This window comes from Pseudomonas sp., from assembly GCF_050739655.1.
Taxonomy (GTDB): domain Bacteria; phylum Pseudomonadota; class Gammaproteobacteria; order Pseudomonadales; family Pseudomonadaceae; genus Aquipseudomonas.
In genome coordinates this window covers 1-25,479 of sequence record NZ_JBOIBY010000718.1, presented here as the reverse complement: position 1 = coordinate 25,479, position 25,479 = coordinate 1, and the positions used below count along the sequence as shown (strand labels likewise).

The following is a 25,479-nucleotide window of genomic DNA, read 5'->3' as shown; positions in this document are numbered from 1 at the left end:
GGTGAATACCGGCTCAATACGGTAGAGGCAAACAGAAGCCCCGGGTCGTGAGACCCGGGGCTTCTGCGTTTCAGGGAATCTTGACGTAGCGCAGAGTCACAACGCCAAGCGCCCCTGAAGATCCATGCCCATACGGCTGAGTGCTGCAGACATCTCCACGATGCTGGCATATCGCACTTGATGCACCTCGGTCCAGGCCGGTCGATCAATCAGGTATTGGCCATCTGCCGTACGCTCGACCAGCGTTCGCACAATGGGCCCATTGCGGCTGTGATGTATCAGCGTCCATTGCTCATTGGCATGCTCGAAGGTGAACATGCTTACACGAAACAACAGTCGTTCCAGTTCCTGCGGTGTCCTTGTGAACGGCGGCAGGGGCATCCGGATATTCAGGTCGGCGTACAGGGTGGCGGAATCTCCAGCCATGTGTCCCGGGTTGTTGCTAAACCCGCGGCCTACTTCGATCCCTCGGTCGGTTTCGATCAGCAGCTTTTGCTCAGGCAGCACTTCTTCCACGCGCAAGCCGATACCGTTTTGCAGTTCGCTGATGCCGGAAACGCCACGGAAGGTGTTGATGTTTCTATGGTCTGTCAGCACTACCCATTTTCCGGCGCCGTTGAGTGCCTGGTCGCTCTGCATGATGGTGTGGGTGAGGTAGGTTTTTATGATCTGTTCCTGTACGTCGGTAGTTTCTCCATAGGGAAAGCGATAGCTCGCCAGACAGTCCGTTGCCTGGACCCGAATACCGTTGCGCTGGGCAGCCTTGATCACTTCAAGAGGCGTGAATTGCCCCGAAGGATCGCTTTGCAGTTGTCGCAGTGAAGCCTCAAGGTCGTCGGACATTTCCCCTGTGGTGAAAAACAGATTGAGATCCGCTTGGTTGAAGTCGTTGAGCAAACGATGGAAGTACAGTGTTTTGACTTCCCGGGCAGCCAGCGCCGGCATGTTCTCGAAGAGAAACTGCATGCTGGCAATGCGATCCTGGCTTTCACCGATCACCAGGCCTGGTGCAACGTCGAATACCTTTTCAATCAGCTCTGTGGCCTTAGTGGTTGGCGTCACCACGGGAATACCCGGGCGTGCGGGCAGGGTCTCGAACAAACCTTCTCGGCCTGTAAACAAAAGGGCATCTATTGTCAGTTTGGCGCGCTTCTCGGCGACGTGTATTTCGTAATTGGACATCCCCCAAAGCATACCGTTTGGCTGGCGGACGAGCTTGATATGGGTTTCTCTAACGCCTAGCGCGAGATTTCTTAAACGGACAGTTGCATCGTATTGGGTGGATGGGATACGCGCAGTGGCCGGCGTTGGTTCTGGAGTCGGCGTTCGGGAATTCCCCGGCGTTGGCACTCGCGCCGGCGTTCGCAACTTCCCTGGATGCCTGTTGCCGCCGCCCTTGAGTCCGGCTCGGGGTGTCAGTTCCCATTCACCTTCGGCATTGAGGCGAACGGGGAGCGATCCTGAAAACGCGTTTGGATGTTCCGGATCGATGATGGCCCAGGTTCCTTGTCCGTTGATATCGGCTTCATAGCGCACGTAAAACGGCAAGTCATCCAGCAGAATCGCGGTTGAAGGGTTGGAATTGAGTCGATAAATGCCCTGATCTTTTCCGGGCGTGGTGACCGGTGTTCGATCTTCAAGCAGTTCATTGGCCTGCCAATGGGTCGGTAGTTCGGAATGTTGCGAAGTGCCTGCCAGGGACGAATCAATTTCTGCGGGCCAGCCCATAGGCCGCATCCCTTTTGCAATCAGGGCCTGTTTCAGTTCTTCGAAGCTGTCCACCGTCATGGAATCGTAGGCGGGTTGAAGCGGAGTCTCCAGATTGATTCTGCCAGCCGGTGTCAACCGGATGACGCTGTCAGCCATTCGATTATTGGCGTTGCGATAAACCACCAGGACGCTGCTTCTGTAGCGCTGTATGGTGAACATGCCCGGCTCGGGCAATAGCGCCCTTAAATCCTGCGGGCTTCTGTATGCCCACGGGGTTTCAACCTGCAAGCGCCAGTCGCCCTGAATCAAGTCCTGCACTTCGTCAGAGCTGGCCTCGGGCCAAGCCTTGTAGACCGGGGAGTCCGGGTGATCTGCATACTCCACCGGCAAACCGGGATCGGAGCCGATGGGGCTTGCCTGACCCGGTACGACGTCATCGATACGCAGGCTTGCGGCGCCGGTCTGTTCACTGATGCCCTGATAGCCCCTGAACGTTGCCATGTTCTCCTGGCTGACCAGTGCAACCCAATTGGACGTGCTTTTGGCTTCTTCATTGAACTGAATGACCTGACTGGCGAAAAAACTCCTCGCCATCTGGTAATCCGTTTGCCAGGCGGCGTCTTTACTGATGTTGTAGGTCGTGGACATGTCGATGGCCTGGACCCGGATACGCTGGGCATTGGAAGCTTTTACCAGGTTCAGCAGATCGAACCTGCCAGCGGGATCGTTGCCGGCCTTGAAGTCGAGATTTCTCAGGTAGTTCTCCAGCTCCTCTGTCATTTCGCCGGTTCGTGCGAAGGTGTCCAGATCGAGCTGATTGACGTTGGCCAGTAGTTCCTGCAAATACAGGGTCTTCACGCCGCGCTGGGCGAGGGCCGGCATGTTTTCGATCAGGAACTGTTTGCTACCGATACTGCCCTGGCTTTCACCGACAATCAGGCCTCTTTTTTCTGCAAATACGCTTTCGAGCAGATCGGAGGATGTTTCAAGCCGCAGCGTGGAAGTGACGGGTGGGCGAGGTTCTGGCGGGTTGAGCCGGTAATACGCTTTCGCGTCGCTGATGAGGTTGTTACGAGCATCTTCCTGGGCGAGATCAAACTCGCTCAACGACTCGGTCAGTTCGTCGACAGGATGTACCGGTGCAGTACCTGCCTCGATTGAAGCGACTGACGAAAGCCTTGTGTACTGCGCCCGCAGATCGGGGCCACCCAGTGCCCAGGCCCTCATTTCAGGGTCTTCGAGCACAGGCACATGAATGCCCGGCGTTCGCGCCCATTCCTCTGGTGCAGGTTCGGTGGTCGTGCCAGTGCCCGCAACTGTCGGCAGGTTCATGCCGCCTCTCAACCCCAATCGCGGAATGATTTCCCACTTGCCTGATGCGTTCAGGCGCACAGGTATCGAACCGGAGAACCCATCGGGATTGGCTGGATCGATAATGGCCCAGGTACTACGGCCATTGAGCTGGCTTTCGAAGCGCACGTAATAGGCATTGCCGTTGAGCTTGATTGCAGTCGAAGGGTTGGATGCGAGTCGGTAAGTGCCTTGAAACTTGCCCGGTTCACGGACCAGTGTGTTCTCGTTGAGGGACACCTCGATTTTGAAAGCGTCTGGCACCTGTGCTGAAGGCTTGGGCTGTACTTGAGCAGTGGTTCCGTTTGGCGCTGGTTCCGGGATTTCCGTCGGTAGCGTTTTTTCCTTCAGCTCGGCCATTTCTTGTGCTTCGGCCGCGTCGATTTCCGGCCCAACCTCTTGCAAAGAACCCGGGCCTTTCAATACCAGCAGGTTGAACAGCACATCAATACCGCTTAACACAGCGCCGAGGACGCCAGCCTTGCGCTCTTTGGCGGTTTTGCCATTGACCGCCTGATCGATGTTCAATCCCATGCTGGCAATACTGGCTCCCACGAGGGGCAGCGCAACTGGCCAGCCGACAACCGACATCGGGCCAAACACTTTCACACCCGCACTGAGATAGCCGATCCAGAGTTTTTTGCGCAAATCGCCATTGGAGGTCAGCGAGAGTTCGGCCTCGGCAAACATTGCGTCTTTGGTCGAGTCTCGCAACCAGGTGAAGGCGTCGTCGCCAATGGCTTTATTCTTTTGATTGATCAGATGATGGTCGTAGCTCCAACCCATAACCAGGTGGTTCATGAGGTCGGTGATGTTGTCGGCTATTTTCTGTCGGTCGCTCAGCGAGAAATGTGTCATGAATTTCTGGCGCTCAGCTTCCTCATTCATGCGCTGCACTATCCAATAGTGCATGTCGGAGAGGGTTTCCAGTACCTGGAAGGGTTCTTTGTCACCGGGCAGATAAACAATCTGTCGGCCTTTGGGCGCGACAAATCGAAGAATGTTGTTGGCAACGTAGCCAGCGAAATCCAGGGTTCTAACCTTGTCGGAGCCGGGTTGATGGGCTTGCAGAAATTCCAGGCTGACAGGCCAGGTGATCGACCCCATGACCTCCTGAGTGACGAACTGAAAGTCAGCGTCGCTTAGCTGCCGTTTGTCCCGTGCTTGTACGGCCTGGATGAGGAAGTTGCATTTGGCCAACGTGCGGAAGTCACTGCCGGAATCCTTCCAGAACGTGGTGAGGCGCTGGAGGTATAACGAGCTGAAGTTGATGTTCCAGAAGTCTTCCAGTACCTCGTTGCCATGCAGTTTCACTTCATTGGTTTCGTTGAACAGGCGGGTGGCTGGGCCCGCGCTGTAGAAACCGGCGTACACGTCGAGCAAATCGGCGTTGTCCTGGTCGGCGGCGCGAAAGCGTTGGATCACCAGTTGTGTCAGGGTCATGGAAGTCGTGGGTGTGGCGTTGGCATGCTCCCAGCCGGTGAAGGCTTTCGAACTGCTCTGGGCGGCGTCGAAGCGGTGGAAATACACCTTGTCCGGATCGAGCCCGGTGATGCCGTACTTTTTCAATAGATCGCTGGCGACCTCGTGAGCGGTGTCTTGCAGGCTGGGGCAAGTCTGAATGACGCGGGTGGCGATAGCCTGCAACGCAGCCTTGTCGGCGGCATTGGGCAAGGGGCGTGTTTCGTTCGGGGTCATGGGCTCAATCCTTGAGAAATGGGCCGTGAGCATGGCCCGCTCGTCCAAGGCATGTGCAATACATAGTTATGCCATCGACCGGTTTTCATCCGATATGCTCGGCAGCCGTCTTGTGTCCGCTGCGTCCATCCGCCGCGCCGCCCTTACTGTTTCGCAGTTGCAGGTGTATCGTATTCGCCTTTTCCAGGCCCAGGCCTGTCGCTGATACGTGAGGTAGTTGAGTTCATGTCGTTTACCCGTCGCCAAATACTCGGTGGTCTGGCCGGTCTTGTTGTCGTTGGCGTGGGGGCCGGTGGCGCGTCGCGTTACTGGCTGGGCAAGATGGCCGATGCTGACGCGGGCCACGACTACGAACTGATTGCCGCGCCGCTGGACGTCGAGCTGGTGGCCGGGCACAAGACTCAAGCCTGGGCGTTCGGCCCGTCGGCTCCGGGCACCGAGTTGCGGGTGCGACAGGGCGACTGGCTGCGAGTGCGCTTCATCAACCACCTGCCGGTTGCGACCACCATTCACTGGCACGGCATCCGCCTGCCGCTGGAGATGGACGGCGTGCCCTATGTATCGCAGTTGCCGGTGTTGCCGGGCGAGTACTTCGATTACAAATTCCGCGTGCCGGATGCCGGCAGCTATTGGTATCACCCGCATGTGAACAGTAGCGAAGAGCTCGGTCGCGGGTTGGTCGGGCCACTGATCATCGAAGAGCGTGAACCCACCGGTTTCAAATACGAAAAGACCTTGAGCCTCAAGAGTTGGCATGTCGATGAAGAAGGCAATTTTGTCGAGTTCAGCATTCCCCGTGAAGCGGCCCGTGGCGGTACGGCGGGGCGATTGTCGACCATCAATGGTGTTTCGCAGGCGGTGATCGACTTGCCAGCCGGACAAATTACCCGCGTGCGCCTGCTCAACCTCGATAACACCCTGACCTATCGCCTGAACATTCCCGGTGTCGAAGCGCAGATCTACGCGCTCGATGGCAACCCGATCGAGCCGCGCCCGCTCGGCAAGGAATACTGGCTCGGCCCTGGCATGCGTATTTGCCTGGCGATCAAGGCTCCCGCGGCGGGTGAGGAGTTGGCTTTGCGCAATGGTCCGGTGCGTCTGGGCACCTTGCGCTCTGTGGCCAACACCGATGCGCCGACCCAATGGCCTCCCGCACTGCCTGCGAACCCGGTCGCCGAACCCGACCTGGCCAATGCCGAAAAACTCAACTTCAATTTCGAATGGGTGGGCTCGGTGTCGGTCAACGTCGACAATGGCAAGCCGCCAAGCCTCTGGCAGATCAACGGCAAGGCCTGGGACATCACCGACAAGACCTGCGCTGATCGCCCGATTGCCAAGCTCGAAAAGGGCAAGAGCTACATTTTCGAATTGAAGAACATGACCCAGTACCAGCACCCGATTCACCTGCACGGTATGAGTTTCAAGGTTATCGCCTCGAACCGGCACAAGGTCATTCCGTATTTCACCGACACCTATCTGCTGGGCAAGAACGAGCGTGCGCAAGTGGCGCTGGTGGCGGATAACCCGGGTGTGTGGATGTTCCATTGCCATGTGATCGACCACATGGAAACCGGCCTGATGGCCGCCATCGAGGTGGCGTGATGCGTCAGATACGTCCCGCCGCCATCATCGACCGCAGCCGCGACCGTGACTTCATGCGCGAAGCCCTCGCCTTGGCAGCCCAAGGCGCGGCCTTGGGTGAAGTGCCGGTGGGCGCGGTGCTGGTGCAGGACGGTGAGATCATCGGTCGCGGCTTCAACTGCCCGATCAGCGGCAGCGATCCCAGCGCCCATGCCGAGATGGTCGCCATCCGCGCTGCCGCGCAGGCCGTGAGCAACTATCGCCTGCCGGGCAGCACGCTGTACGTGACGCTGGAGCCGTGCAGCATGTGCGCAGGCTTGATCGTGCATTCGCGGATTGCGCGGGTGGTGTATGGCGCACTGGAACCCAAAGCAGGGATTGTGCAGAGCCAGGGACAGTTTTTTACCCAGGGCTTTTTGAATCATCGGGTGTTGTATGAGGGTGGGGTGTTGGCGGAGGAGTGTGGGGCGGTCTTGAGTGCGTTCTTCAAGGCTCGGCGAGCCAAGCCTACTGACTGATCACTGAAATCTGAACCTGACTCTGAACCCCTGTGGGAGCTGGCTTGCCAGCGATAGCGGTGTGTCAGGCAACATAAATGTTGAATGTTAAGCCATCATCGCTGGCAAGCCAGCTCCCACAGGGTTAATCGGTGTTTGGGGGATTGGATTACTTTTTGGCGACTATTACCGCCCGCATCGGCGCTGGAAGACCTTCGATGGTCTTGCTGTGATCCTCTGGATCGAGGAAATCGCTCAGCGACTGATATTTCATCCACTCCGTCCCGCGCTGTTCCTCGACCGTCGTGGTGCTCACATCCACGCACTTCACATCGGTGAACCCGGCACGGCGCAGCCACAGTTCCAGCGCCGGCACCGACGGCAGGAACCACACGTTACGCATCTGTGCATAGCGGTCTTCCGGCACCAGCACTTGATGTTTGTCCCCCTCGACCACCAGGGTTTCCAGCACCAGTTCGCCGCCCTTGACCAGGCAATCCTTCAGCGCCAGCAGATGCTCGATCGGCGAGCGGCGGTGGTAGAACACGCCCATGGAAAACACCGTATCGAAACCTTCCAGGTTCGGCGGCAGGTCTTCGAAGGGGAAAGGCAGGTGCCAGGCGTTCGGCTCGGACAAGTAGCGCTGCACCGCCTGGAATTGGCAGAAGAACAGCCAGTTCGGATCGACGCCGATCACGCTGTCGGCACCGGCGCCGAGCATGCGCCACATGTAGTAGCCATTGCCGCAGCCGACATCGAGGATGCGTTTGCCTTTCAGATCCAGGTGCTTTGATACCCGCGACCACTTCCAGTCCGAGCGCCATTCGGTGTCGACGTGCACGCCGAACAAATCGAACGGCCCTTTGCGCCATGGCGACAGGCCCATCAGGGCGGTGCGCATTTGCGCGCGGGTGGCGTCGTCGCAATCGGTGTCCAGCTTCAAGCCGTTCAACAAATCGACTTCGCTCGGCTGGATCTTCGGCAGCGCATCGAGAGCGCTTTGCCAGCGTTCCAGGTCGCCGTGACCCTTCTCCATCTTCTTGTCGAGTTGCGCCTGCAGGGTGTTGGCCCAATCGGCCAGCGGCGTGCCGGCCAGGCGGCGGGCGAGGGAGGACAGATCAATCATGGCAAGGCAATCAACGAGGCAAAGTTAAGACACTGGAACCACGGCACGACTTTCGAGAAACCGGCCGCCAACAGGCGTTCGCGGTGTTCTTCGAGGCTGTCGGGCTTCATGACGTTTTCGATGGCGCTGCGCTTCTGAGCGATTTCGAGTTCGCTGTAGCCGTTGGCGCGTTTGAAGGCGATGTGCAGGTCGGTGAGCAATGCGTGTTCCTGCTCGTCTTCAAATCGCAGTTTTTCCGAGAGGATCAACGCGCCGCCGGGCAGCAGTGACTGACGGATGCGCGAGAGCAATTCGGTGCGCTGCGGCGGGGCGATGAATTGCAGGGTGAAGTTTAGCGCCACCACCGAGGCCGGCTGGAAATCGAGGGCGAGGATGTCGCCTTCGATCACTTCCACCGGAAGCAATTCCTGGAACATCGAGTCCTGACCGTTCAGGTATTCACGGCAGCGCTCGACCATGGCCGTGGAGTTATCCACAGCGATCACGCGGCAACCGTCGGTGCGCACATGCCGGCGTAGGGCCTGGGTCACTGCACCCAGGGATGCGCCGAGGTCATAGAGCACGCTGCCCCGCTGGGCGAACTGCGCGGCGAGCACGCCGAGGTTTTCCACGATGGTCGGATAGCCCGGCACCGAGCGCTTGATCATGTCCGGGAACACCCGCACCACGTCCTCGTTAAAGGCGAAGTCGGGCACCTGGGCCAAAGGCTGGGCGAAAAGGCGATCGGATTCTTTGCTCACGGCGGTTCCGGCGGTGTCGATGAAAAGGCCGGCATTTTAGCCAAGTTGGGGCGCGGATGCGCGGGTTGTCTGATAAACCGTTTTTTGACACGAAGGAACGCGGAGCGTCCCGGGCGGCATTCCCACGCGGAGCGTGGGAACGATCTATGCTCAGCGCCTTTTTTGATCGAACGCCGAGGCCGTGATCCCCCATTGCCCCAGCCAATAACTGAGGATGATCACATAGGGCGCGGCATCGAACGGTGCCACAAACCGGCTGATACCAATCACGCTGTCCGAGAACACGAATGCCACGGCACCCGCCGCCGCCAGCAGCGCCGAGCGTTTGGGCACATCAGTACCGAGCCGGGCCAACGCACGCCAGAGCATGGCACTGATGGCCAGGCCATAGACGATCACCGGGATCAGCAATGGCCCCAGCCCATGGGAAATCAGAATCCCCAGCAGCACGACACCCACAGTGAGGGCGATGATCAGCGGCACCAACGCCAACTGCCGACAATCGCTCAGATAAGCTTTCAGATAAGCCAGGTGCGCAATCAGGAACGCGCCCAGGCCAAACACGAACATATCCCACGGCAATGCCAGCAGCACATCGCCAACCAGGGAGAAAATCAGACCCAGGCTGATCCAGCGCCGATAGTCCCCGGGAGGCGCGTCGTGCAGCCAGCCGAGCAGGGCCAACACGGGCAGTGGCTTGACCAGCAGGCAGAGCAGCGCGGCGTGCACACTCAGGCCATACAGGAACGTCACCGCGCCCATCAGCGCCAGAATCAGCCAGCCCACGGTCAGTTAACCGAGATCGCGCAGTCGAAGGAGTCCACCGGCAGCACTTCCGGCGCCCAGGGTTGTTGCGAGGTCAGGCGCAAACGTCCGGTGCCTGAGGCAAAAGCCTGAAAACGCCAGGTCGATACGCCAGCCGCGCCGACGATACCGGCGTCTTCGGGGTTGCGATAAACCTCGGGCCCCAAGGCGTGCAAAACACCACCGGCCGAGTCCTGGATCGACCAGCGATAGCCCGTGGTCGGGTTGCTCGGCAGGGTCAGGATCAGGTTTTGCCCGTTGCTGAGTTGCACCGGGCATTCGCTTTGTTTTTCCACAGTCACGTTGTGTTTCGGTTGCGTGGCGCATCCGGCCAGCAGCACGAGGGCGAGGGGGACAAACAGGCGAGTGGGGGACATGAGATCAGTGGCTCCGGCGTTCACGACGAACGGCGAGCATAACCGAGATGAGACAAATTGTGACAGCAACCGGAAGATGGGGTGTCAGGTCCGACGCCTTCGCGGGCAAGCCCGCTCCCACAGGGACTTTCGTTGTGAATGCAATCTGCGTAACACCACAAAAACCTGTGGGAGCTGGCTTGCCAGCGATGGCGTCGGTGCAGACAGCAGCCAAGGAGGGTGGTGTCAGGGATGCCGCCTTCGCGGGCAAGCCCGCTCCCACAGGGATTTTTGTTGTGAATGCAATCTGCGTAACACCCCAAAAACCTGTGGGAGCTGGCTTGCCAGCGATAGCGCCAGTGCAGGCGCTACATGACTGTCAGAAAAGCACCTTCGCCACATCCGCAAACCGCTTGGCAAAGTGCGCGGTAATGCCTTCCTTCAGGTACTCCGGCAGTTCCTCGAAATTACCGCGATTGGCCTCAGGCAAGATCAGCTCGAAAATCTTCTGCCGCCGCGCCGCAATCACCTTTTCACGCACCCCGCCAATCGGCAGCACATGCCCGGTCAACGTCAGTTCGCCGGTCATGGCCACGCCTTTTTTCGGCGGCTGGTTTCGCGCCAGCGAGAGCAGGGCGCTGGCCATGGTCACGCCGGCGCTCGGGCCGTCCTTGGGCGTGGCGCCTTCCGGCACGTGCAGGTGCACGAAGGCTTCATCAAAGAATTTCGGATCACCACCAAACAACTTCAGATGGGAGCTGACGTAGCTGTAGGCGATTTCTGCGGATTCCTTCATCACATCACCCAATTGCCCGGTGAGCTTGAATCCGCGGTTGAGGGTGTGAATGCGCGTCGCTTCGATCGGCAGGGTCGCGCCGCCCATGCTGGTCCAGGCCAGGCCAGTGATGACGCCTGTGCCCGACAATACTTGTTCATTGCGAAACACGGGATGGCCAAGCGAGGCTTCGAGGTCTTTGGGGCCGAGCTTGATCACCGCCTGGGGCTCGTCGATCAGCTTCATCACGGCCTTGCGCACCAGTTTGCCCAGCTGTTTTTCCAGTTGCCGCACACCGGCTTCACGGGCGTAGCCGTCGATCAATGCCTTCAACGCGCTGTCGCTGATGCTCAGACTGCCTTTGGACACCCCGGCTTTTTCCAGCAGCTTGGGCCACAGGTGGCGCTTGGCGATGGCGACTTTTTCTTCGGTGATATAACCCGACAGACGAATCACTTCCATTCGGTCCAACAGCGGGCCGGGGATCGAATCCAGTGTGTTGGCGGTGCAGACAAACAGCACTTTCGACAGGTCCATGCGCAGATCGAGATAGTGATCGAGGAACTCGACGTTCTGCTCCGGATCGAGGGTTTCCAGCAGCGCCGAGGCTGGATCGCCTTGGTAGCTTTGGCCCATCTTGTCGATTTCGTCGAGCATGATCACCGGGTTCATCACTTCGACGTCTTTCAACGCCTGCACCAGTTTGCCCGGCTGCGCGCCGATGTAGGTGCGGCGGTGGCCCTTGATCTCGGCCTCGTCGCGCATGCCGCCAAGACTGAAGCGGTAGAACGGTCGACCCAGGGATTCGGCGATGGACTTGCCGACGCTGGTCTTGCCCACGCCCGGTGGGCCCACCAGCAAGACGATGGAGCCGCTGATCTCGCCTTTATAGGCGCCGACCGCGAGGAATTCGAGGATGCGGTCCTTGATGTCGTCCAGGCCCGCGTGATGTTTATCCAGCACCTTGCGCGCGTGCTTGAGGTCGAGTTTGTCCTCGCCATACACGCCCCACGGCACCGAGGTCGCCCAGTCGATGTAATTGCGGGTCACCGCGTACTCTGGCGAGCCGGTTTCGAGGATCGACAGCTTGTTCATTTCCTCTTCAAGGCGTTTTTGCACTTGCGCGGGCAGGACTTTGCCCACCAGCCGCTGTTCGAACTGTTCGAGGTCGGCGCTGCGGTCGTCCTTGGTCAATCCCAGCTCCTGCTGGATGACCTTGAGCTGCTCCTTGAGGAAGAACTCGCGCTGATGTTCGCCGATCTTGCGGTTAACTTCGGCGGAAATCTCTTTCTGCAGTCGCGCGACTTCGACTTCCTTGCGCAGCATCGGCAGGACTTTTTCCATGCGCTTGAGCATCGGCACACAGTCCAGCACTTCCTGCAGCTCATTGCCGGTTGCCGAGGTGAGCGCGGCGGCGAAGTCGGTCAGCGGCGATGGGTCATTAGGGCTGAAGCGATTGAGGTAGTTCTTCAGCTCTTCGCTGTACAGCGGGTTGAGCGGCAGCAGTTCCTTGATCGCATTGATCAGCGCCATACCGTAGGCCTTGACCTCATCGGTCGGCTCGCTGGGCTGGTGCGGGTATTCGACTTCCACCAGATAGGGTGGGCGGTGGTGCTTGAGCCAGGTCTTGAGTCGTACGCGGGTCAGGCCCTGGGCAACGAATTGCAGCTTGCCGTTTTCGCGGCTGGCGTGGTGCACCTTGACCAGCGTGCCATACAGCGGCAGGGCCGAGGTGTCGAAGTGGCGCGGGTCTTCCTGGGGCGTGTCCATGTAGAACAGGGCCAGGGAATGATGTTCGGACTTGGCGACCAGGTCGAGGGTCTCGGCCCACGGCTCTTCATTGACGATGACCGGCAGCACCTGCGCCGGGAAGAACGGTCGGTTATGGATCGGAATGATGTAGACCTTGTCCGGCAGGTTCTGGTCGGGTAAGGCAAGGCCTTTGCTGGTGGAACGGTGCGGGGCGTTTTCCGGATCGGCGTATTCGCTCGGGTCTTCAGGGAATTCTTGCTGGTCGCTCATGGGGGCACCTGCGCAATGGGTATGGGTCTTAGATGGGGCAGGTTGGTGGTGGTTTCAATGAGGCTTTGGGGTTAATGGGGAATTCGAAGGAATGTTCAGCAGGGATTCAGGTTAGCTGAACCGTGGCTATACGCGGTCAATTGTGGGAGCGGCGGTGCGACGATTCGACTTGCTCGCGAAGAGGGCCTGGCAGTCGACAATGATGTTGAATGAAAGACCGCATTCGCGAGCAAGCCCGCTCCCACAGTACGGGCGTCTACTCAGTCGGATCGATTTGATCCAGCACTCTGTTCGCCGTGATCTCCGCCAGCATGATGCTGTTTGAAATACCCAGCAAAGCATTGCGCGACCCACCGTCAAGACGGTCGACCAAGTGATGGACCATGACATCGACCGAGGCCAGCGTCTCGACCAGATAAACCACAAGGGTTTCGGTCGTGGCCTCTGGGTCCACGGTGAACAGGGTGCTGGGTGAGCGCGGGCTGGCTTTGATGTCGGCACCCGATGGAAAGTGGAAGTCGAGGGCGCGCACGGCGGCTTGGTTGAGTTTGTTTGAGTCGGCGGATTCGTAGGGGGAAACGTCGTCGGATTCGGGGGGACTCGGGGTTTCTTTGATCATGGTGAAGCTCCATTCGAACAAGGGGAGTTCGCCACGACTGCGACCAAGCAGTTGGGTGGCAAACTGTACGCAGGTTGGTCGACCAGGGAATGGAACCCGGCAGGGCCGAGGCCCTCCCACGCACAGCTCGCCATGAAGCAAGCACGAAAAGTGCGCCATTCTAAACCTGGGCGACCAAACCCGTTCGCTGAATTTGCAGCGACCCCAAAAGCCTATCGTTTCGGCTTCCGACGGGACAACCGATAGACCTTGTCGGAATCCTTCCCAGGCACTGGCAAGTCTGTAGGACCTGTGCAGATTTCTCAGGCCGATCGGGATCAAAATGTGGGAGCTAGCCTGCTAGCGATGACGGCGGCACATTCGGCATCTACTTTGAAGGTGGAGGCCAATCGCTAGCAGGCTAGCTCCCATAGAGTTATGTGGTGTGGGCGGCAAATCCAGTGACCATAAAAAAGGCGACGCCTTTGTTGTTACTGCCGCTAAAACTTACTCAGACAGTTTGTAGGCAATCACATAGTCACCCTGCTTGGTGCCCAGCGAGCCGTGGCCGCCGGCGACGACGAGTACGTATTGCTTGCCGTCCTTGCCGGTGTAGGTCATTGGCGTGGTTTGCGCACCGGCGGGCAGGCGGCCTTCCCACAGTTGCTTGCCGTTCTTCACGTCGTAGGCGCGCAGGTACTGGTCGAGGGTGCCGCTGAGGAAACCGACGCCACCGGCGGTGGTGAAGGTGCCGCCCAGGCTAGGCACGCCCATGCTCAACGGGATCGGAACCGGCGAGCTGTCGCGCACGGTGCCGTTTTTGTGTTTCCAGAGGACTTGGTGAGTGGTCAGGTCGACCGCCGCCACGTAACCCCAAGCTGGCGCCTGGCAAGGCAAGCCCATTGGCGACAGCAGGGCTTCGAGGACCACGCCGTACGGCGCGCCTTTGTTTGGCTGCACGCCTTCGGTTTCGCTCTTGCGCGGGCCTTGGGCAGCGATTTCGGCGGCCGGGATCATTTTCGATTTGAACGCCATGTAGCTCGGGTTCACGAAAGCGATCTGACGCACCGGGTCAACCGAGATACCGCCCCAGTCGAACACGCCGAAGTTGCCTGGGTACACGATCGAACCCTGCAGCGATGGCGGCGTGAACGGGCCGTCGTAGCGCATGGATTTGAAGTCGATCCGGCAGATCAATTGATCGAACGGCGTGACACCCCACATGTCGCGCTCTTGCAGCGGCGGCGGCATCAGGTTCAGGTCGGATTTCGGCTGGGTAGGCGAAGTGCGATCGCCTTCTACCGCGCCTTGCGGCACCGGCACTTCATTGATCGGCACGATGGCCTGACCAGTGCTGCGGTCCAGCACGTAGATGCTGCCTTGCTTGGTGGAAGCCAAGACCGCGGGCTTCACGCCGTCAGCGGTTTTCAGGTCCATCAGGGTTGGCTGGCCACCCACGTCCATGTCCCACAGGTCATGGTGGGTGAACTGGAAGTGCCAGCGCACTTGACCGGTGGCGATGTCCAGGGCGGTCAGGCCGGCGGCGTGCAGTTCCGATTCAGGGGTGCGTGCGCCACCGAATTGGTCCGGGGTCTGGTTGCCCATCGGCAGGTACAGCATGCCGAGTTTTTCATCCACCGCGAACATGGACCACATGTTCGGCGAGTTACGGGTGTAGGTCTTGCCTTCGGCAATCGGCGTGGTGTCGTCCGGGTTGCCGCTGTCCCAGTTCCACACCAGTTTGCCGGTGTGCACGTCGAACGCACGGATCACGCCGCTTGGTTCGTCCGTGGAAACGTTGTCGGTGACGTGACCGCCAATCACCACCAGGTCCTTGGTGACGGCTGGCGGCGAGGTGGAGTAATACCCACCGGCCGTGAAGCCGCCGATGTTGGCGCGCAGGTCGACCTGGCCTTTGTCACCGAAGTCTTCGCACATCTTGCCGGTGTCGGCGTTCAGCGCGATCAGACGGGTGTCGGCGGTTGGCAGGAAGATACGACGCGGACAGGCGTTGGCCGGTGCAGCGCTGGCGCTGCCGGTCGGGCTCTGCTCGGAGGCGTAGACGGCGTCATCGTGATAGGTCACGCCACGGCAGGTCATGTGCGCCCAGCCCTTGAAGTTCGCCGCGTTCTGCGTGGAGAGCTTCGGATCGAAACGCCAGATTTCCTTGCCGGTGTCCGGGTCCAGCGCAATCACCTGGCTGTGCGGCGTGCACACGTAGAGCATGCCGTTGACTTTCAGCGGGGTGTTTTCGGCGGTGGTTTCGCCCGGGTCGTTCGGCCCTGGCAGATCGCCCGTGCGGTAGGTCCAGGCTGGTACCAGCTTGTTGACGTTTTGCGGGGTGATCTGTGCCAGTGGCGAGTAACGGTCACCATGGGCGCTGCGGCCGTAGGAGTTCCAGTCACCGTCGGGCATCGCCGGGGCGGTGTTGGTCATGCCTGGCACGCTGTCGCGATCCAGTTGACCCTTGATTTCACCGGGGTTGGTGAACTGGCTGGCCAACGCAGTCGCGCCCGCGAGCACCACGGCCACGCTCAGGGCACCAGTGCCCATCGGCGCAGCGCCATCACGCAACAGCGGACGACGAAACCATGGCAGCAGCATGACGATGCCCAGCGCAAACAGCATGGCCAGGCGCGGCACCAGTTGCCACCAGTCGAGGCCGACTTCCCACAGCGCCCAAACGGTGCTGGCGAACAACACCAGCGCGTAGAGGCCCAGCGCAGCACGGCGGGCGGCGATCAGCAGCACGCCAGTCAACGCCAGGCCGATACCGGCCAGCAGGTAATACAGCGAGCCACCAAGCATGCTCAGCTTGATCCCTCCGGCCAGCATGGCCAGGCCCATTAGCAGAAGCAGAATGCCGAGCAGGCTCGGCAACAGACGGCTTCGACTCAAGGCACCATCAGTGCTCATAGTGTGATTCTCCGTGACATTTCAAGTTGTCCCGCGTTTGTTCACTTTAGATGACGATCCCGCGCGGGCATGGTTCAGATAAAAGCTGTGGGTTGACGCAGACCCTGTAGGAGCGAGCTTGCTCGCGAAGAACCCGAGAACGCCGCGGGGTGTCAGGCTCGGCGCGTTATCGTTGACGACCATCGCTGGCAAGCCAGCTCCTACAGGGTTTTGTGGCGTTGGTTAGAAGGACGACTGGATCTTGATCCCGCCGATCAACGCGTCATCGACCTCGTTCACGCCACCGGGATGGCGGATGTATTGAAGGTTGGGGCGCACGGTCAGCCAGTTCGTCACGTGCACGCCGTAATAGAGTTCGGCGCTGTATTCGGTGTCCTGGGGTGGCAGGAAGGCCGGGTCGTCGTAGTCGAAGACGGCGCGAGCCTGATTGGTTGCCTCGGCGTTTTTACGGAAGGCCGGGTTGACGTGGACGCGGGCCATGGCAAAGCCGATGTCGTCCCTGGCGCGGGCGTCGAACAGGCCTTTGTAGACGATGCCGGCCTGGACATAGTTGTCGATGGCGTTGGTCTTCTTGTCGTGCATCGTGCCGTTGGCGAACACGCTCAAACCTCGGCTGTTGTCGCTGGCGATGCGGGTGACTTGTTGCTGGAGACCGAGCCACACACCGTGCTTGCTCGATGCACTGCGATAGGCCTCGCCACTCAGGGCGGCGGGCTGGCCGTGGCTGTCCTTGTAGACGTCAGTGGCATCAGCGTTGCTGTAGTAGTAACCGGCACGGTATTCACCCGGTAAGCCATTGAGCTTGGGCGTCCACACCAGTTCCACTGGCAGGATCGCGCCTTGGGTGCCACTGCCGCTGAGCTTGAAACCGTTGTCGCGATCGAGGTTCGACGGGTTTTGCTCATACACACCGACTTGCGCGTACAGCTCTGGCGTCAGGTGATATTTGACCCGCATCGCCCACTGGCTGACCGGCCAGTTGTACCAGATGTCACCCACCCAGTTGCCGACCTGCGAGCCACAGAACGCCAGGTTCTGGAAGTCGCAGGGAAAGCTGTTGAAGTCTTCGCCTTCACCGAAACGGCCGACCTTGATGTCCAGCTGCTGATCGAAAAATTTCTGCTGATACCACATCTGCGTCAGGCGCCAGGTCTGGCCACGGCCCCAGACTTCCTGGGCCGAAGTGAATCCGCCGACACGCGGGTCGTTGATGCGGTCATTGCTGATGTTGTTACCGCTGCGTTCAGTAACGGTCAGCTGAAATTCGGCGTCGCTCCAGCCAAGGATCTTCTGCAAGTCCAGATGCGTGCCGAGTGCAAATTGGTCGCTGTAACGGGCCGTACGATCGTGGTCATAACCGCCGTGCAGATTGCTGCCCATTTCACCGGTGTAATCGACTTTGAAGTCGTAGCCTTTTTCCGCCAGTTCTGTACGAGTGCCATTCCAGTCGCCCAGCATCCAGGGCGACGCGCTATCGAACGCTGGCGCCGCTTGCGCGCACGTGACAAGGCCCAACGTGGTCAATCCGCCTATCAAGTTGAGGGCTTTTCGGCAGGCAATCGGCGTAAAGACAGCGCTATCTTGCGAAAGTTGTAAATCAGGCATAGAGGGAAATTCTTGATCTTTTTCTGGGGATAAACAGGGAAAAACAGCGGCGTGGCGGATTAGCGGAAGCGTTTCAGCTATAACGGCCGCAAGGATAATGTTCTGTTACAAATAGAGAAAGGGCTTTTGCTGACATGCATCCTTTCGGATTTGGTAACAGTGCAGGCAACGGTCCTGCGCCGTTCGCCTACATTTAGCAGATAACGTACTGAGCCCTTCCACCTGAACATCCCCTCGGCTAAGGTGCGCGGCTTCCCATTTCCACATCGCTGAAGGCCCGGCATGACCGAACAGAACAACGACCCGCTGCACGGCGTTACCCTGGAGCAAATCCTCACCGCCCTGGTTGAACACTATGAATGGTCCGGGCTGGCCGAGCGCATCGATATCCGCTGCTTCAAGAGTGATCCGAGCATCAAGTCGAGCCTGACGTTCCTGCGCAAAACCCCATGGGCGCGAGAAAAAGTCGAACGCTTGTACGTGAAGTTGATGCGCACCAAGCGACCGCTCTGAGCATGTTCAATCCGTCTGCGGTGCGCCGTCGACTTGTGGCCGTGGCCGCCACCCTGGGCTGGGCAGGGTTGAGCATCCAGATGTACCTGATTTTCCATTCGCGCTGGGCCTTGGGCGCCAGCCTGTTGGGCGGGCTGATGAGCTTCTTCAGCTATTTCACCGTGCTGAGCAATACGCTGGTCGCGACAGTGCTGACCTGTGAGGCGACGTCCCGCGAATCGGCTGCGCGTCGCTGGTTTTTGCAACCGTGGGTCAGCAGTGGCATTGCCGTGAGCATCGCCGTGGTTGGTCTGGCGTACAACCTGTTGCTGCGCCATCTATGGCACCCCGAAGGCTGGCAATGGCTGGCCGATGAACTGATGCATGACGTGATGCCGGTGCTGTTTCTGGCTTACTGGTTTTGTTGTGTGCCCAAAGGTGGGTTGCGTATTCGCCACATCGCCCTGTGGGCGATTTATCCGCTGGTGTATTTCGGTTATGCGCTGCTGCGCGGGCATGCGCTGGCGGTTTATCCCTATCCGTTCATTGATGTCGCGAAGCTGGGTTATCCACAGGTGTTCATCAATGCCGGGGGATTGCTGGTGGGGTTTTTGGTGATTTCTTTGGCGCTGATTGGGTTGGATCGTTGGATTGCGGGGCGTGGACAGGGGCGGCATTTTTAGCGTTTTTATCATCGCCTTCGCGGGCAAGCCTCGCTCCTACGGATTGGTGTCGTACAGATCTCACCGAGCACCCGATACCCTGTAGGAGCTGTCGAGTGAAACGAGGCTGCGATCTTTTGATTTTTTTAAACAACAAAATCAAAAGATCGCAGCCTGCGGCAGCTCCTACAGGGCTTCGTCGCTATCGTCCAATCGCCAATAGCCCACGGCTTTGACGAACTGTTCGTCCAGCCCGTGCTCATCCAGCAACACTCGACGAATCTGTCGCGACACTTTGCTCTCGGTTGCGATCCAGGCGTACAGGCTGCCAGTGGGCACCTGGATCTGCCGCACGGTGGACAGCAAATGATCCTTGCCGCCCTCGCGCAACACCCAGATCACATTGACCTGGGCAGCGCTCTGCAACACTTGCTGTTCCTTGCCGTTTTCCACTTCCACGATGACCAGTGCGCGACGGTTGGCCGCCAGGCCTTCAAGGCGTCGGGCGATGGCGGGCAGGGCGGTTTCATCGCCAATCAGCAAATAACTGTCGAAGATATCCGGCACGATCATCGAACCCCGTGGCCCGCCGATGTGCAGGAACTGCCCGGGTTTGGCCTGTTCGGCCCAGGTCGCGGCAGGGCCATCGCCATGCAGCACGAAATCGATGTCCAGTTCCAGCGTGTCCAGGTCATAGCGACGCGGGGTGTAGTCGCGCATGGCCGGCATAGGCCCTTCGTTTTTGCCGGCGCCCAGTACCAATGTTTCCAATGCCGCTTGTTCCGCCGCGTTCTGCGGGAACAGCAGTTTGACGTGATCGTCGGTGCCGAGGCTGACAAAGCCTGCCAGCTCAGGCCCACCCAAAGTAATGCGGCGCATGCGCGGGGTCAGGTCGACCACGCGCAGCACTTCCAGGCGACGGCGTTTGATCTCGTGCATGACGCGGTGAATGGCGTTTGTATTCACTTCAGTCATTCGCTTTCTCCTGGGCAGCTTGAACGGCAGGGCCGTCGACAATGGCTTTGGCGGTGTTGTTGAGCAGGGTGGCCACACGCCGGATTTCTTCCGGACTCCAGCGGCCGTGATGCATTTGCAGGGCATGACGCAGGTTGTGCACCGCTTCGTGGATTTCGGGCGGGCGATCATGACCGCGCAGTGAGCGTTTGCTGACGTCGATACGTACTCGCACGCCTTCAAGGGCGACGGCTTGCTCGGTCAGGGATTGGCGGCCGGTGTCGGTCACGCTGTAGCGTTTTTTCCCGCCTTCAGCGTCGCCCTGGATCATTTCGCTCTCTTCCAGAAACGTGAGGGTTGGGTAAATCACGCCGGGGCTCGGGCTGTAGGCGCCGTCGAACATGTTTTCAATCTGGCGAATCAGGTCGTAGCCGTGGCAGGGCTGTTCGGCGATCAGCGCGAGCAGCAGCAGTTTCAGATCGCCGGGGGCAAATACTCGCGGCCCGCGACCGCCGCGTTCGCGACCGGGGCGTTTTTCGAAGCCGTCACGGCCGTCGCCATGTTCGCGGTGGGGGGAATGATGGTCTCTCATTTTCGATTTTTCTCACGTCATCTTTAGATACAACTTAAGATATATCTTAAGAGGGCGCAAGGGAGGGCGACCAACGGTGCTTGAGAGACCTGAATCTGGGGATGGTGCCTTGGTTTGATTCTGGTATTGCTCAATTTATTTCAAAGACTAAATATTTATTCTGTATGTATTTGGTTTCTTGTATTACATGCCGCGCGGTTTTTTCTTACAGACATTTCTTTCTTGTCTGTAGATTATTGGCGCCGATTAAAAGTTTGGTAGTTAACCGGTAGTCAACTTGTTGCTGGTTATTTCGCAACTTTTAACGACTTGTCATTTCTATTAGAGAGTATCTAGTTATGTCCAAGAAAATCGTATTAGCAGTTCCTATGGCCATACTCGCTCTGGGTTCTTCCATGGCATTTGCTGCTAATGATGCGCGCACCTCCATCAATATCAGTGCCACCATTCCAAGCTCGCAGTTCCACGCTCAGCCAGTGGACGCGGACTTTGGTAATGACGAAAAAATGGCGTATGACCTAGTAAGCGGCACGCTGAGCCCTCTGCGTGCGGCGTACAATGTCAAACACACTGACGGAGGCGTGGCTGCTTACGTTGAAGGCGGTCCTCAGCCCTTGTTCAATGGTGCTGATACGATTGCACTGACTTACACCTTCAATGGCGTACTGCTGAGTGCTGCGCCTCAGGTAGTTGTAAGTGAAGCTGCTGCCAAACCCGGTATTCGTGCTGAACTCGTGATTGCCGCCGCGGCCAAACCGGCCCCTGCCCAAGTCGGCAACTACACCGCCAATCCGACCATTATTTTCGATGCCCTCCCTAAACCGTAATGCCGCTGCTCAAATAAAGCTTGCCCTTATTTGAAGATAGCTATCGCTCGGCGGGCAACTTTCTGCCCGCCGTTCTGATCTGGAAGTTTTAATTTTAGAGTAAATCTTTCATGTTCCCGATGACGCCCATCGCGGCGGCGCTTGCCCTTGTTTTTTGTGCAAGTGCCTTGGCCGCGCCAACGGAAAGTGGCCATACCCCTCGTAGTTTATTGGCCCAGGCCAAAGGATTGCCGGCCGAGTTCGAAGAGCATTTCTTTGATGTACCGTTGGCCGTACGGGTGGAACGTGATCAACAATTTATCGGTGAGGCGATGGTCGTGTTAAGTCGCGATGACCGCATCACCCTCGTCGACTTTACCGATGTCAGTGACAGCCGGATCAAAGCCGATGAACGCGACACTTGGGCCGAATTCCTCAAGCAAGGTGTAAGGCTCGGCAACTGCGAAGGCAAGTGCCCCGGGCAATTACTGGCCGTGCACTACAGCCTTGAAAACTCTCTGGTGTCCATCCTCACGGAAAATGTCGAGCGCGACGATCAGGAGCAGCGTTTCTACAACCTGCCCGAAGGCGGCAGCAGCGGCTTGATCGTGCGAAATCAATTGAACCTCAACGGCGGCCAGAACCAGGATCTGGGCGGGCGTTATGGTTTGCAAGCCAGCAGCAGCCTGGGCAATTGGACCCAGACCGCCAACGTGCAACTGTCCCGAACGGGCGGCGTGGATCACACGCTTTATCACGCCGTGCATGGGCTTTATACCCAGCGCGAACTGGACGGGCGCTTCTTGCGCCTGGGGTATTTCACCCCCTCCACCGAAGGGTTGAATCGTCAAATCCGGTCATTTGGCGCAAGCCCCGATACGGCACTGGGTGTCATGTACGGCAGCTCCGACAGCTTGGCGATCAATAACCCGAAGCCGTCGATTTATCCGATCTACGTCACCGCCAGTCGCCAGGGTTCGGTGGAAATCTATCGCGACGGTTTGTTGATCAATACCCAAGCCGTACCTGCCGGTTTGCAGACTCTGGATACGCGCCTGCTGCCGGGTGGCATTTACGAGGTGGAAGTACGGCTGGTCGAAGACGGCCGGATCACCTCCAGCACTCAGGAACTGGTCTATAAACCCAATAATTGGCGCAACCATGACGAGCGCTGGCGCTACAACCTGTTTGCCGGTCGTGAGTCCCGGTTGCTCAGCAACTGGGACGAGCAGAGTGATGGCGATATGACCGTCGGGGCGGCGTTCAATTTCCTGCTGCACCCACGCGTGATCCTCGGCATGAGCGGTCGGCAGGTGCGTGACACTTTGCAATACGGCACATCGGTCGACTGGACAGTGGCCAACAATGCCAGCCTTTTCGCTAACATCTACCAGACTCAAGACTACGGTTTCGGCCTCGACGTGCAGGGTTTGTACACCTATGGAAAGGGCAGCCTTGTCGCCAGTCATAACCGCAGCTGGCTCGACACGAGCCGACTCTACGAAACCCTGCCTGACGGCACGCGGGTGCATCAGCGCAAAGTGTTCGTCGGCCAGACCAGTCAATCATCGTTGTCGGTGAATCACCGGCTGACCACCAAAAGCTCTGTCAATGCCCGGGTATCCCACAGCCAGGGCAATACCCAAGGTACGGGGCTGGATCTGGGTTGGAGCCATCGCATTCAACTGTTTGGCAATGATGCCAACTGGCGATTGTCACTGTTCGATCGACCCGCCAGCTTCAGCTCTGAAACCAGCCGCGATCGTGGCATCGACGTGAGCCTCAATCTCGCCTTGGGCGGTCCGGGTGAGCAGCTGTCCGGCAGCATGGGCTCGCGCACGGCGCGAGACGGCGGTCGCGATAACAATGGCTCGCTGACGTACCGTAAAACGCTACAGGACCACCTGCTGCAAAGCGTCTCGGCCACGGCGACCACAGACACCTATGGCGTGGGCTTGTCCTCCATGGCCACGATGCAATCGGACCTGGTCAATGGGGACGGCTTTATCCAGCGCTCTTCCTACAACAATGACCTTACAGGCGGTCTGAATCTGGACAGCACCGTGGCTGTCGGCGCGCGAAAAGTGGTCATGACCAGCCAGGCCCACCGTGATGGTGCCGGCATGATCATCGACGTGGAATCGGACATCAATGGCATTGCGCTGCGCGCCGACGACTTGAGCGGCGCTAGTGCTGTCCTGCGTCCAGGTCGCAATTTCGTGCCGCTCACGGCCTATAAAAGCAGCTCGGTAAGCTTCGATTTCGAAGGCAATCACGTGCCCGCCGCGAGCATCCAGCCCGCCCGCTCCAGCTATCACCTGAACAAGGGTGGCGTGGAGTATCGCAAGATCACCGTCAGCAAAACCGTCACCGTACTGGGCCGCCTGATCGATCCCCAGGGCAGGCCGCTCAAGGGCCATCACATCATCAACCACGCCAGCCGTGGCGTGAGTGAAGTCGATGGATTCTTCTCGATGGAAATGAATGCTGGCTCGCCGACGCTGGAGGTGCGTTCCGGTAATCAGTTGCTTTGCCAATTCCGCCTTGATCCTGGCAATGCGCGCAGTGAAAACGATGTGTTGATGATTGGTGATTTGCGTTGTTCGCCGGAGACGCTCGTGGATATCACTGAAACCGTGCAAAACGCCAGTTGACAGACACTACTTACTGTTGGGACCCCAAGATGATGAATATTTGGAGAGCCTTTCAATGGCTCAGGACAAAGGCGATCCTGATCGGCTGCTGGTTATCTGTTTCTGCAATGGAGGTCGGCGCGGTGGTCCTGCCGATTACCGCAACATTCAATCCTGAGCCGGGCAACCCGCTGAAAAATGAGTTCAAGAACACAACTCCCAATACGGGGTTCTGCAAGGAATTTCCGAATGTTTGTCAGGCTCACAATATATTCAGTCTGCGCTCTCATGGAAGAATTCCTCGCAATGGTCCTATTGAGGCCAATCATGCGGACGTAAGAGCAGGGGCGTTTATCAAGGCTCCGTCAGACTGGCGTTCCTTGCGAGTAAGACACCGCGACACCGGCGAAGAAGCTATTTTGGAAGTCCGTATTGCCGGGGTTGGTGGCGCTTACGAACTGAGCAACACCGTGGGGGATCGCTGCGATCAAACCTGTCGATGGCTACAAACCCGGTGAGTACTACGGCAGCGTGCACATGATATTTGAGGCGATCGTTCCTTGATCTCGCTTGGGGCAAAGGGTGGCGGGTATTTCATGATGTTGAAGTTTCAGGTTGATCCACGATGAAGTTACTTTTTTCGCTAAAAGAAATGGCTGCATTCACGCTCGGGGTAGGCTTGCTGGCCGGCCTGCATGCCTCCTTCGTCGGCGCGGTGGAACAGGAAATAACTGCGAAGTTTGTACCTGACCCGGCAAATCCCTTGGTAAACAGGTTTATCAACACGACGCCACAAAGTGGCGTATGCCCAAATTATGTACCCGGAACTTGTGCGCGATTAGGCATCTTTAGTCTGAGGGTACCTGGCCTGAGATTCGAATCAACACAGCCAATACCGGCCGGGCATGCTGATCCCAGACAGGGGGCAACCTTCAGCGTACCGTCGAGCTGGCGAGCACTGCAGGTCGTCCACAGTCGCACAGGAGAGCGAGAGACTGTTGAGATGCGAGTCGCTGGAATCGGTGGTACCTGGTCCTTGGCGAGGCCGCCGGGCGTTAGTGCCTGGACACCGCTGGGCGGCGGCGGTTGGCGTGGTCCATGGACAAGACCACCGATGCCCTGTACTGGTCTTGACATCAATCTCGCCGGAACCAATTACGCTTATTTCTTTTGGCTCTTTCCTGAAGGTGCGGGGGCCTGCGGCGTGGTGCCGACTATGGATATTCCCTGGTTCAATCACAGCTCAGTTGAATTCGTCTATGAACTCAGGACCCCCAACCCTCTGAGTATGTCGTCAGGGCAATACCGAGGCTCATTGACCTACACCGCAGGTCCAGGTGGTGACTTCGATATGGGCGATGTCATGTTGCCAAACGACACGGTCGTCACGCTCAATTTCACTCTGGATGTTCAGCATTCGCTGAAGGTCGAAATTCCACCCGGTGGCAACAGAATCGACCTGCTGCCCCAGGGCGGTTGGCAAGCCTGGTTGAATCAGGGGCGCAAGCCGGTGCGGTTGTTTCGTGATCAGACGTTCAATGTGTCGTCTTCATCGCGGTTCA

Annotated in this window: 19 protein-coding genes; 8 read left to right on the top strand and 11 right to left on the bottom strand. The window is 58.6% G+C overall.

Features of this window, described 5'->3' with window-relative positions; genetic code table 11:
- Positions 1-96: 96 nt before the first annotated feature.
- The gene (locus ACRESJ_RS34055; RefSeq protein ID WP_431761807.1) at positions 97-4,758 is read right to left on the bottom strand and encodes a membrane-targeted effector domain-containing toxin; all 4,662 of its coding nucleotides are present in this window, start codon (positions 4,756-4,758) and stop codon (positions 97-99) included.
- Between the two features lie 225 nt (positions 4,759-4,983).
- Here ACRESJ_RS34055 and ACRESJ_RS34050 point away from each other — a divergent pair, with 225 nt between their 5' ends.
- Together ACRESJ_RS34050 and tadA are read left to right on the top strand one after the other, a co-directional pair.
- On the top strand, positions 4,984-6,360 hold the full coding sequence (locus ACRESJ_RS34050) for a multicopper oxidase family protein (RefSeq protein ID WP_431761806.1): 1,377 nt from the start codon (positions 4,984-4,986) through the stop codon (positions 6,358-6,360).
- Positions 6,360-6,857 (top strand): tRNA adenosine(34) deaminase TadA, encoded by a 498-nt coding sequence (tadA, locus tag ACRESJ_RS34045; protein WP_431761805.1) that lies wholly within the window; start codon positions 6,360-6,362, stop codon positions 6,855-6,857. The genes ACRESJ_RS34050 and tadA overlap by 1 nt, the downstream gene beginning before the upstream one ends.
- Positions 6,858-7,005: 148 nt before the next feature.
- On the opposite strand, the gene cmoB is transcribed toward tadA, so the two are convergent.
- The 8 genes from cmoB to ACRESJ_RS34005 all read right to left on the bottom strand — a co-directional run bounded on the left by cmoB (position 7,006) and on the right by ACRESJ_RS34005 (position 17,778).
- Positions 7,006-7,962 (bottom strand): tRNA 5-methoxyuridine(34)/uridine 5-oxyacetic acid(34) synthase CmoB, encoded by a 957-nt coding sequence (gene cmoB / locus ACRESJ_RS34040; protein WP_431761804.1) that lies wholly within the window; start codon positions 7,960-7,962, stop codon positions 7,006-7,008.
- Complete coding sequence (gene cmoA / locus ACRESJ_RS34035; RefSeq protein ID WP_431761803.1) at positions 7,959-8,702, bottom strand: carboxy-S-adenosyl-L-methionine synthase CmoA; 744 nt, start codon at positions 8,700-8,702, stop codon at positions 7,959-7,961. The genes cmoB and cmoA overlap by 4 nt, the downstream gene beginning before the upstream one ends.
- Before the next feature lie 150 nt (positions 8,703-8,852).
- The gene (locus ACRESJ_RS34030; protein WP_431761802.1) at positions 8,853-9,488 is read right to left on the bottom strand and encodes a lysoplasmalogenase; all 636 of its coding nucleotides are present in this window, start codon (positions 9,486-9,488) and stop codon (positions 8,853-8,855) included.
- A 2-nt stretch (positions 9,489-9,490) separates the two neighbouring features.
- The gene (locus ACRESJ_RS34025) at positions 9,491-9,883 is read right to left on the bottom strand and encodes a protease inhibitor I42 family protein (RefSeq protein WP_431761801.1); all 393 of its coding nucleotides are present in this window, start codon (positions 9,881-9,883) and stop codon (positions 9,491-9,493) included.
- Between the two features lie 358 nt (positions 9,884-10,241).
- Positions 10,242-12,659, bottom strand: coding sequence for an endopeptidase La (gene lon / locus ACRESJ_RS34020; RefSeq protein WP_431761800.1), 2,418 nt, complete (start codon positions 12,657-12,659; stop codon positions 10,242-10,244).
- Between the two features lie 256 nt (positions 12,660-12,915).
- Positions 12,916-13,278 (bottom strand): DUF6124 family protein, encoded by a 363-nt coding sequence (locus ACRESJ_RS34015; RefSeq protein ID WP_431761799.1) that lies wholly within the window; start codon positions 13,276-13,278, stop codon positions 12,916-12,918.
- 486 nt (positions 13,279-13,764) lie between these two features.
- Positions 13,765-16,173: a glucose/quinate/shikimate family membrane-bound PQQ-dependent dehydrogenase gene (locus tag ACRESJ_RS34010; protein ID WP_431761798.1), complete on the bottom strand. Its 2,409-nt coding sequence runs from the start codon at positions 16,171-16,173 to the stop codon at positions 13,765-13,767.
- 222 nt (positions 16,174-16,395) lie between these two features.
- Positions 16,396-17,778, bottom strand: coding sequence for a carbohydrate porin (locus ACRESJ_RS34005; RefSeq protein ID WP_431761797.1), 1,383 nt, complete (start codon positions 17,776-17,778; stop codon positions 16,396-16,398).
- Between the two features lie 282 nt (positions 17,779-18,060).
- On the opposite strand from ACRESJ_RS34005, the gene ACRESJ_RS34000 reads away from it, so the two are divergent.
- Together ACRESJ_RS34000 and ACRESJ_RS33995 are read left to right on the top strand one after the other, a co-directional pair.
- Entirely contained in the window at positions 18,061-18,291 is a 231-nt protein-coding gene (locus ACRESJ_RS34000) for a VF530 family DNA-binding protein (protein ID WP_431761796.1), read from the top strand.
- Positions 18,292-18,293: 2 nt separating this feature from the next.
- Positions 18,294-18,953: a Pr6Pr family membrane protein gene (locus tag ACRESJ_RS33995; RefSeq protein WP_431761795.1), complete on the top strand. Its 660-nt coding sequence runs from the start codon at positions 18,294-18,296 to the stop codon at positions 18,951-18,953.
- A 165-nt stretch (positions 18,954-19,118) separates the two neighbouring features.
- On the opposite strand, the gene ACRESJ_RS33990 is transcribed toward ACRESJ_RS33995, so the two are convergent.
- The gene (locus ACRESJ_RS33990) at positions 19,119-19,907 is read right to left on the bottom strand and encodes a siderophore-interacting protein (protein ID WP_431761794.1); all 789 of its coding nucleotides are present in this window, start codon (positions 19,905-19,907) and stop codon (positions 19,119-19,121) included.
- Complete coding sequence (locus tag ACRESJ_RS33985; protein WP_431761793.1) at positions 19,900-20,478, bottom strand: PadR family transcriptional regulator; 579 nt, start codon at positions 20,476-20,478, stop codon at positions 19,900-19,902. Before ACRESJ_RS33985 ends, ACRESJ_RS33990 begins: the two co-directional genes overlap by 8 nt.
- A 338-nt stretch (positions 20,479-20,816) precedes the next feature.
- Between ACRESJ_RS33985 and ACRESJ_RS33980 the strand changes: the two genes are divergently transcribed.
- The 4 genes from ACRESJ_RS33980 to ACRESJ_RS33965 all read left to right on the top strand — a co-directional run.
- On the top strand, positions 20,817-21,305 hold the full coding sequence (locus tag ACRESJ_RS33980; protein ID WP_431761792.1) for a CS1 type fimbrial major subunit: 489 nt from the start codon (positions 20,817-20,819) through the stop codon (positions 21,303-21,305).
- Between the two features lie 110 nt (positions 21,306-21,415).
- Positions 21,416-23,938 (top strand): TcfC E-set like domain-containing protein, encoded by a 2,523-nt coding sequence (locus ACRESJ_RS33975; RefSeq protein ID WP_431761791.1) that lies wholly within the window; start codon positions 21,416-21,418, stop codon positions 23,936-23,938.
- A gap of 29 nt (positions 23,939-23,967) precedes the next feature.
- Positions 23,968-24,435, top strand: coding sequence for a hypothetical protein (locus ACRESJ_RS33970; RefSeq protein ID WP_431761790.1), 468 nt, complete (start codon positions 23,968-23,970; stop codon positions 24,433-24,435).
- Positions 24,436-24,542: 107 nt separating this feature from the next.
- A partial coding sequence (locus ACRESJ_RS33965; protein ID WP_431761789.1) for a hypothetical protein occupies positions 24,543-25,479 on the top strand: 937 nt, incomplete at its 3' end.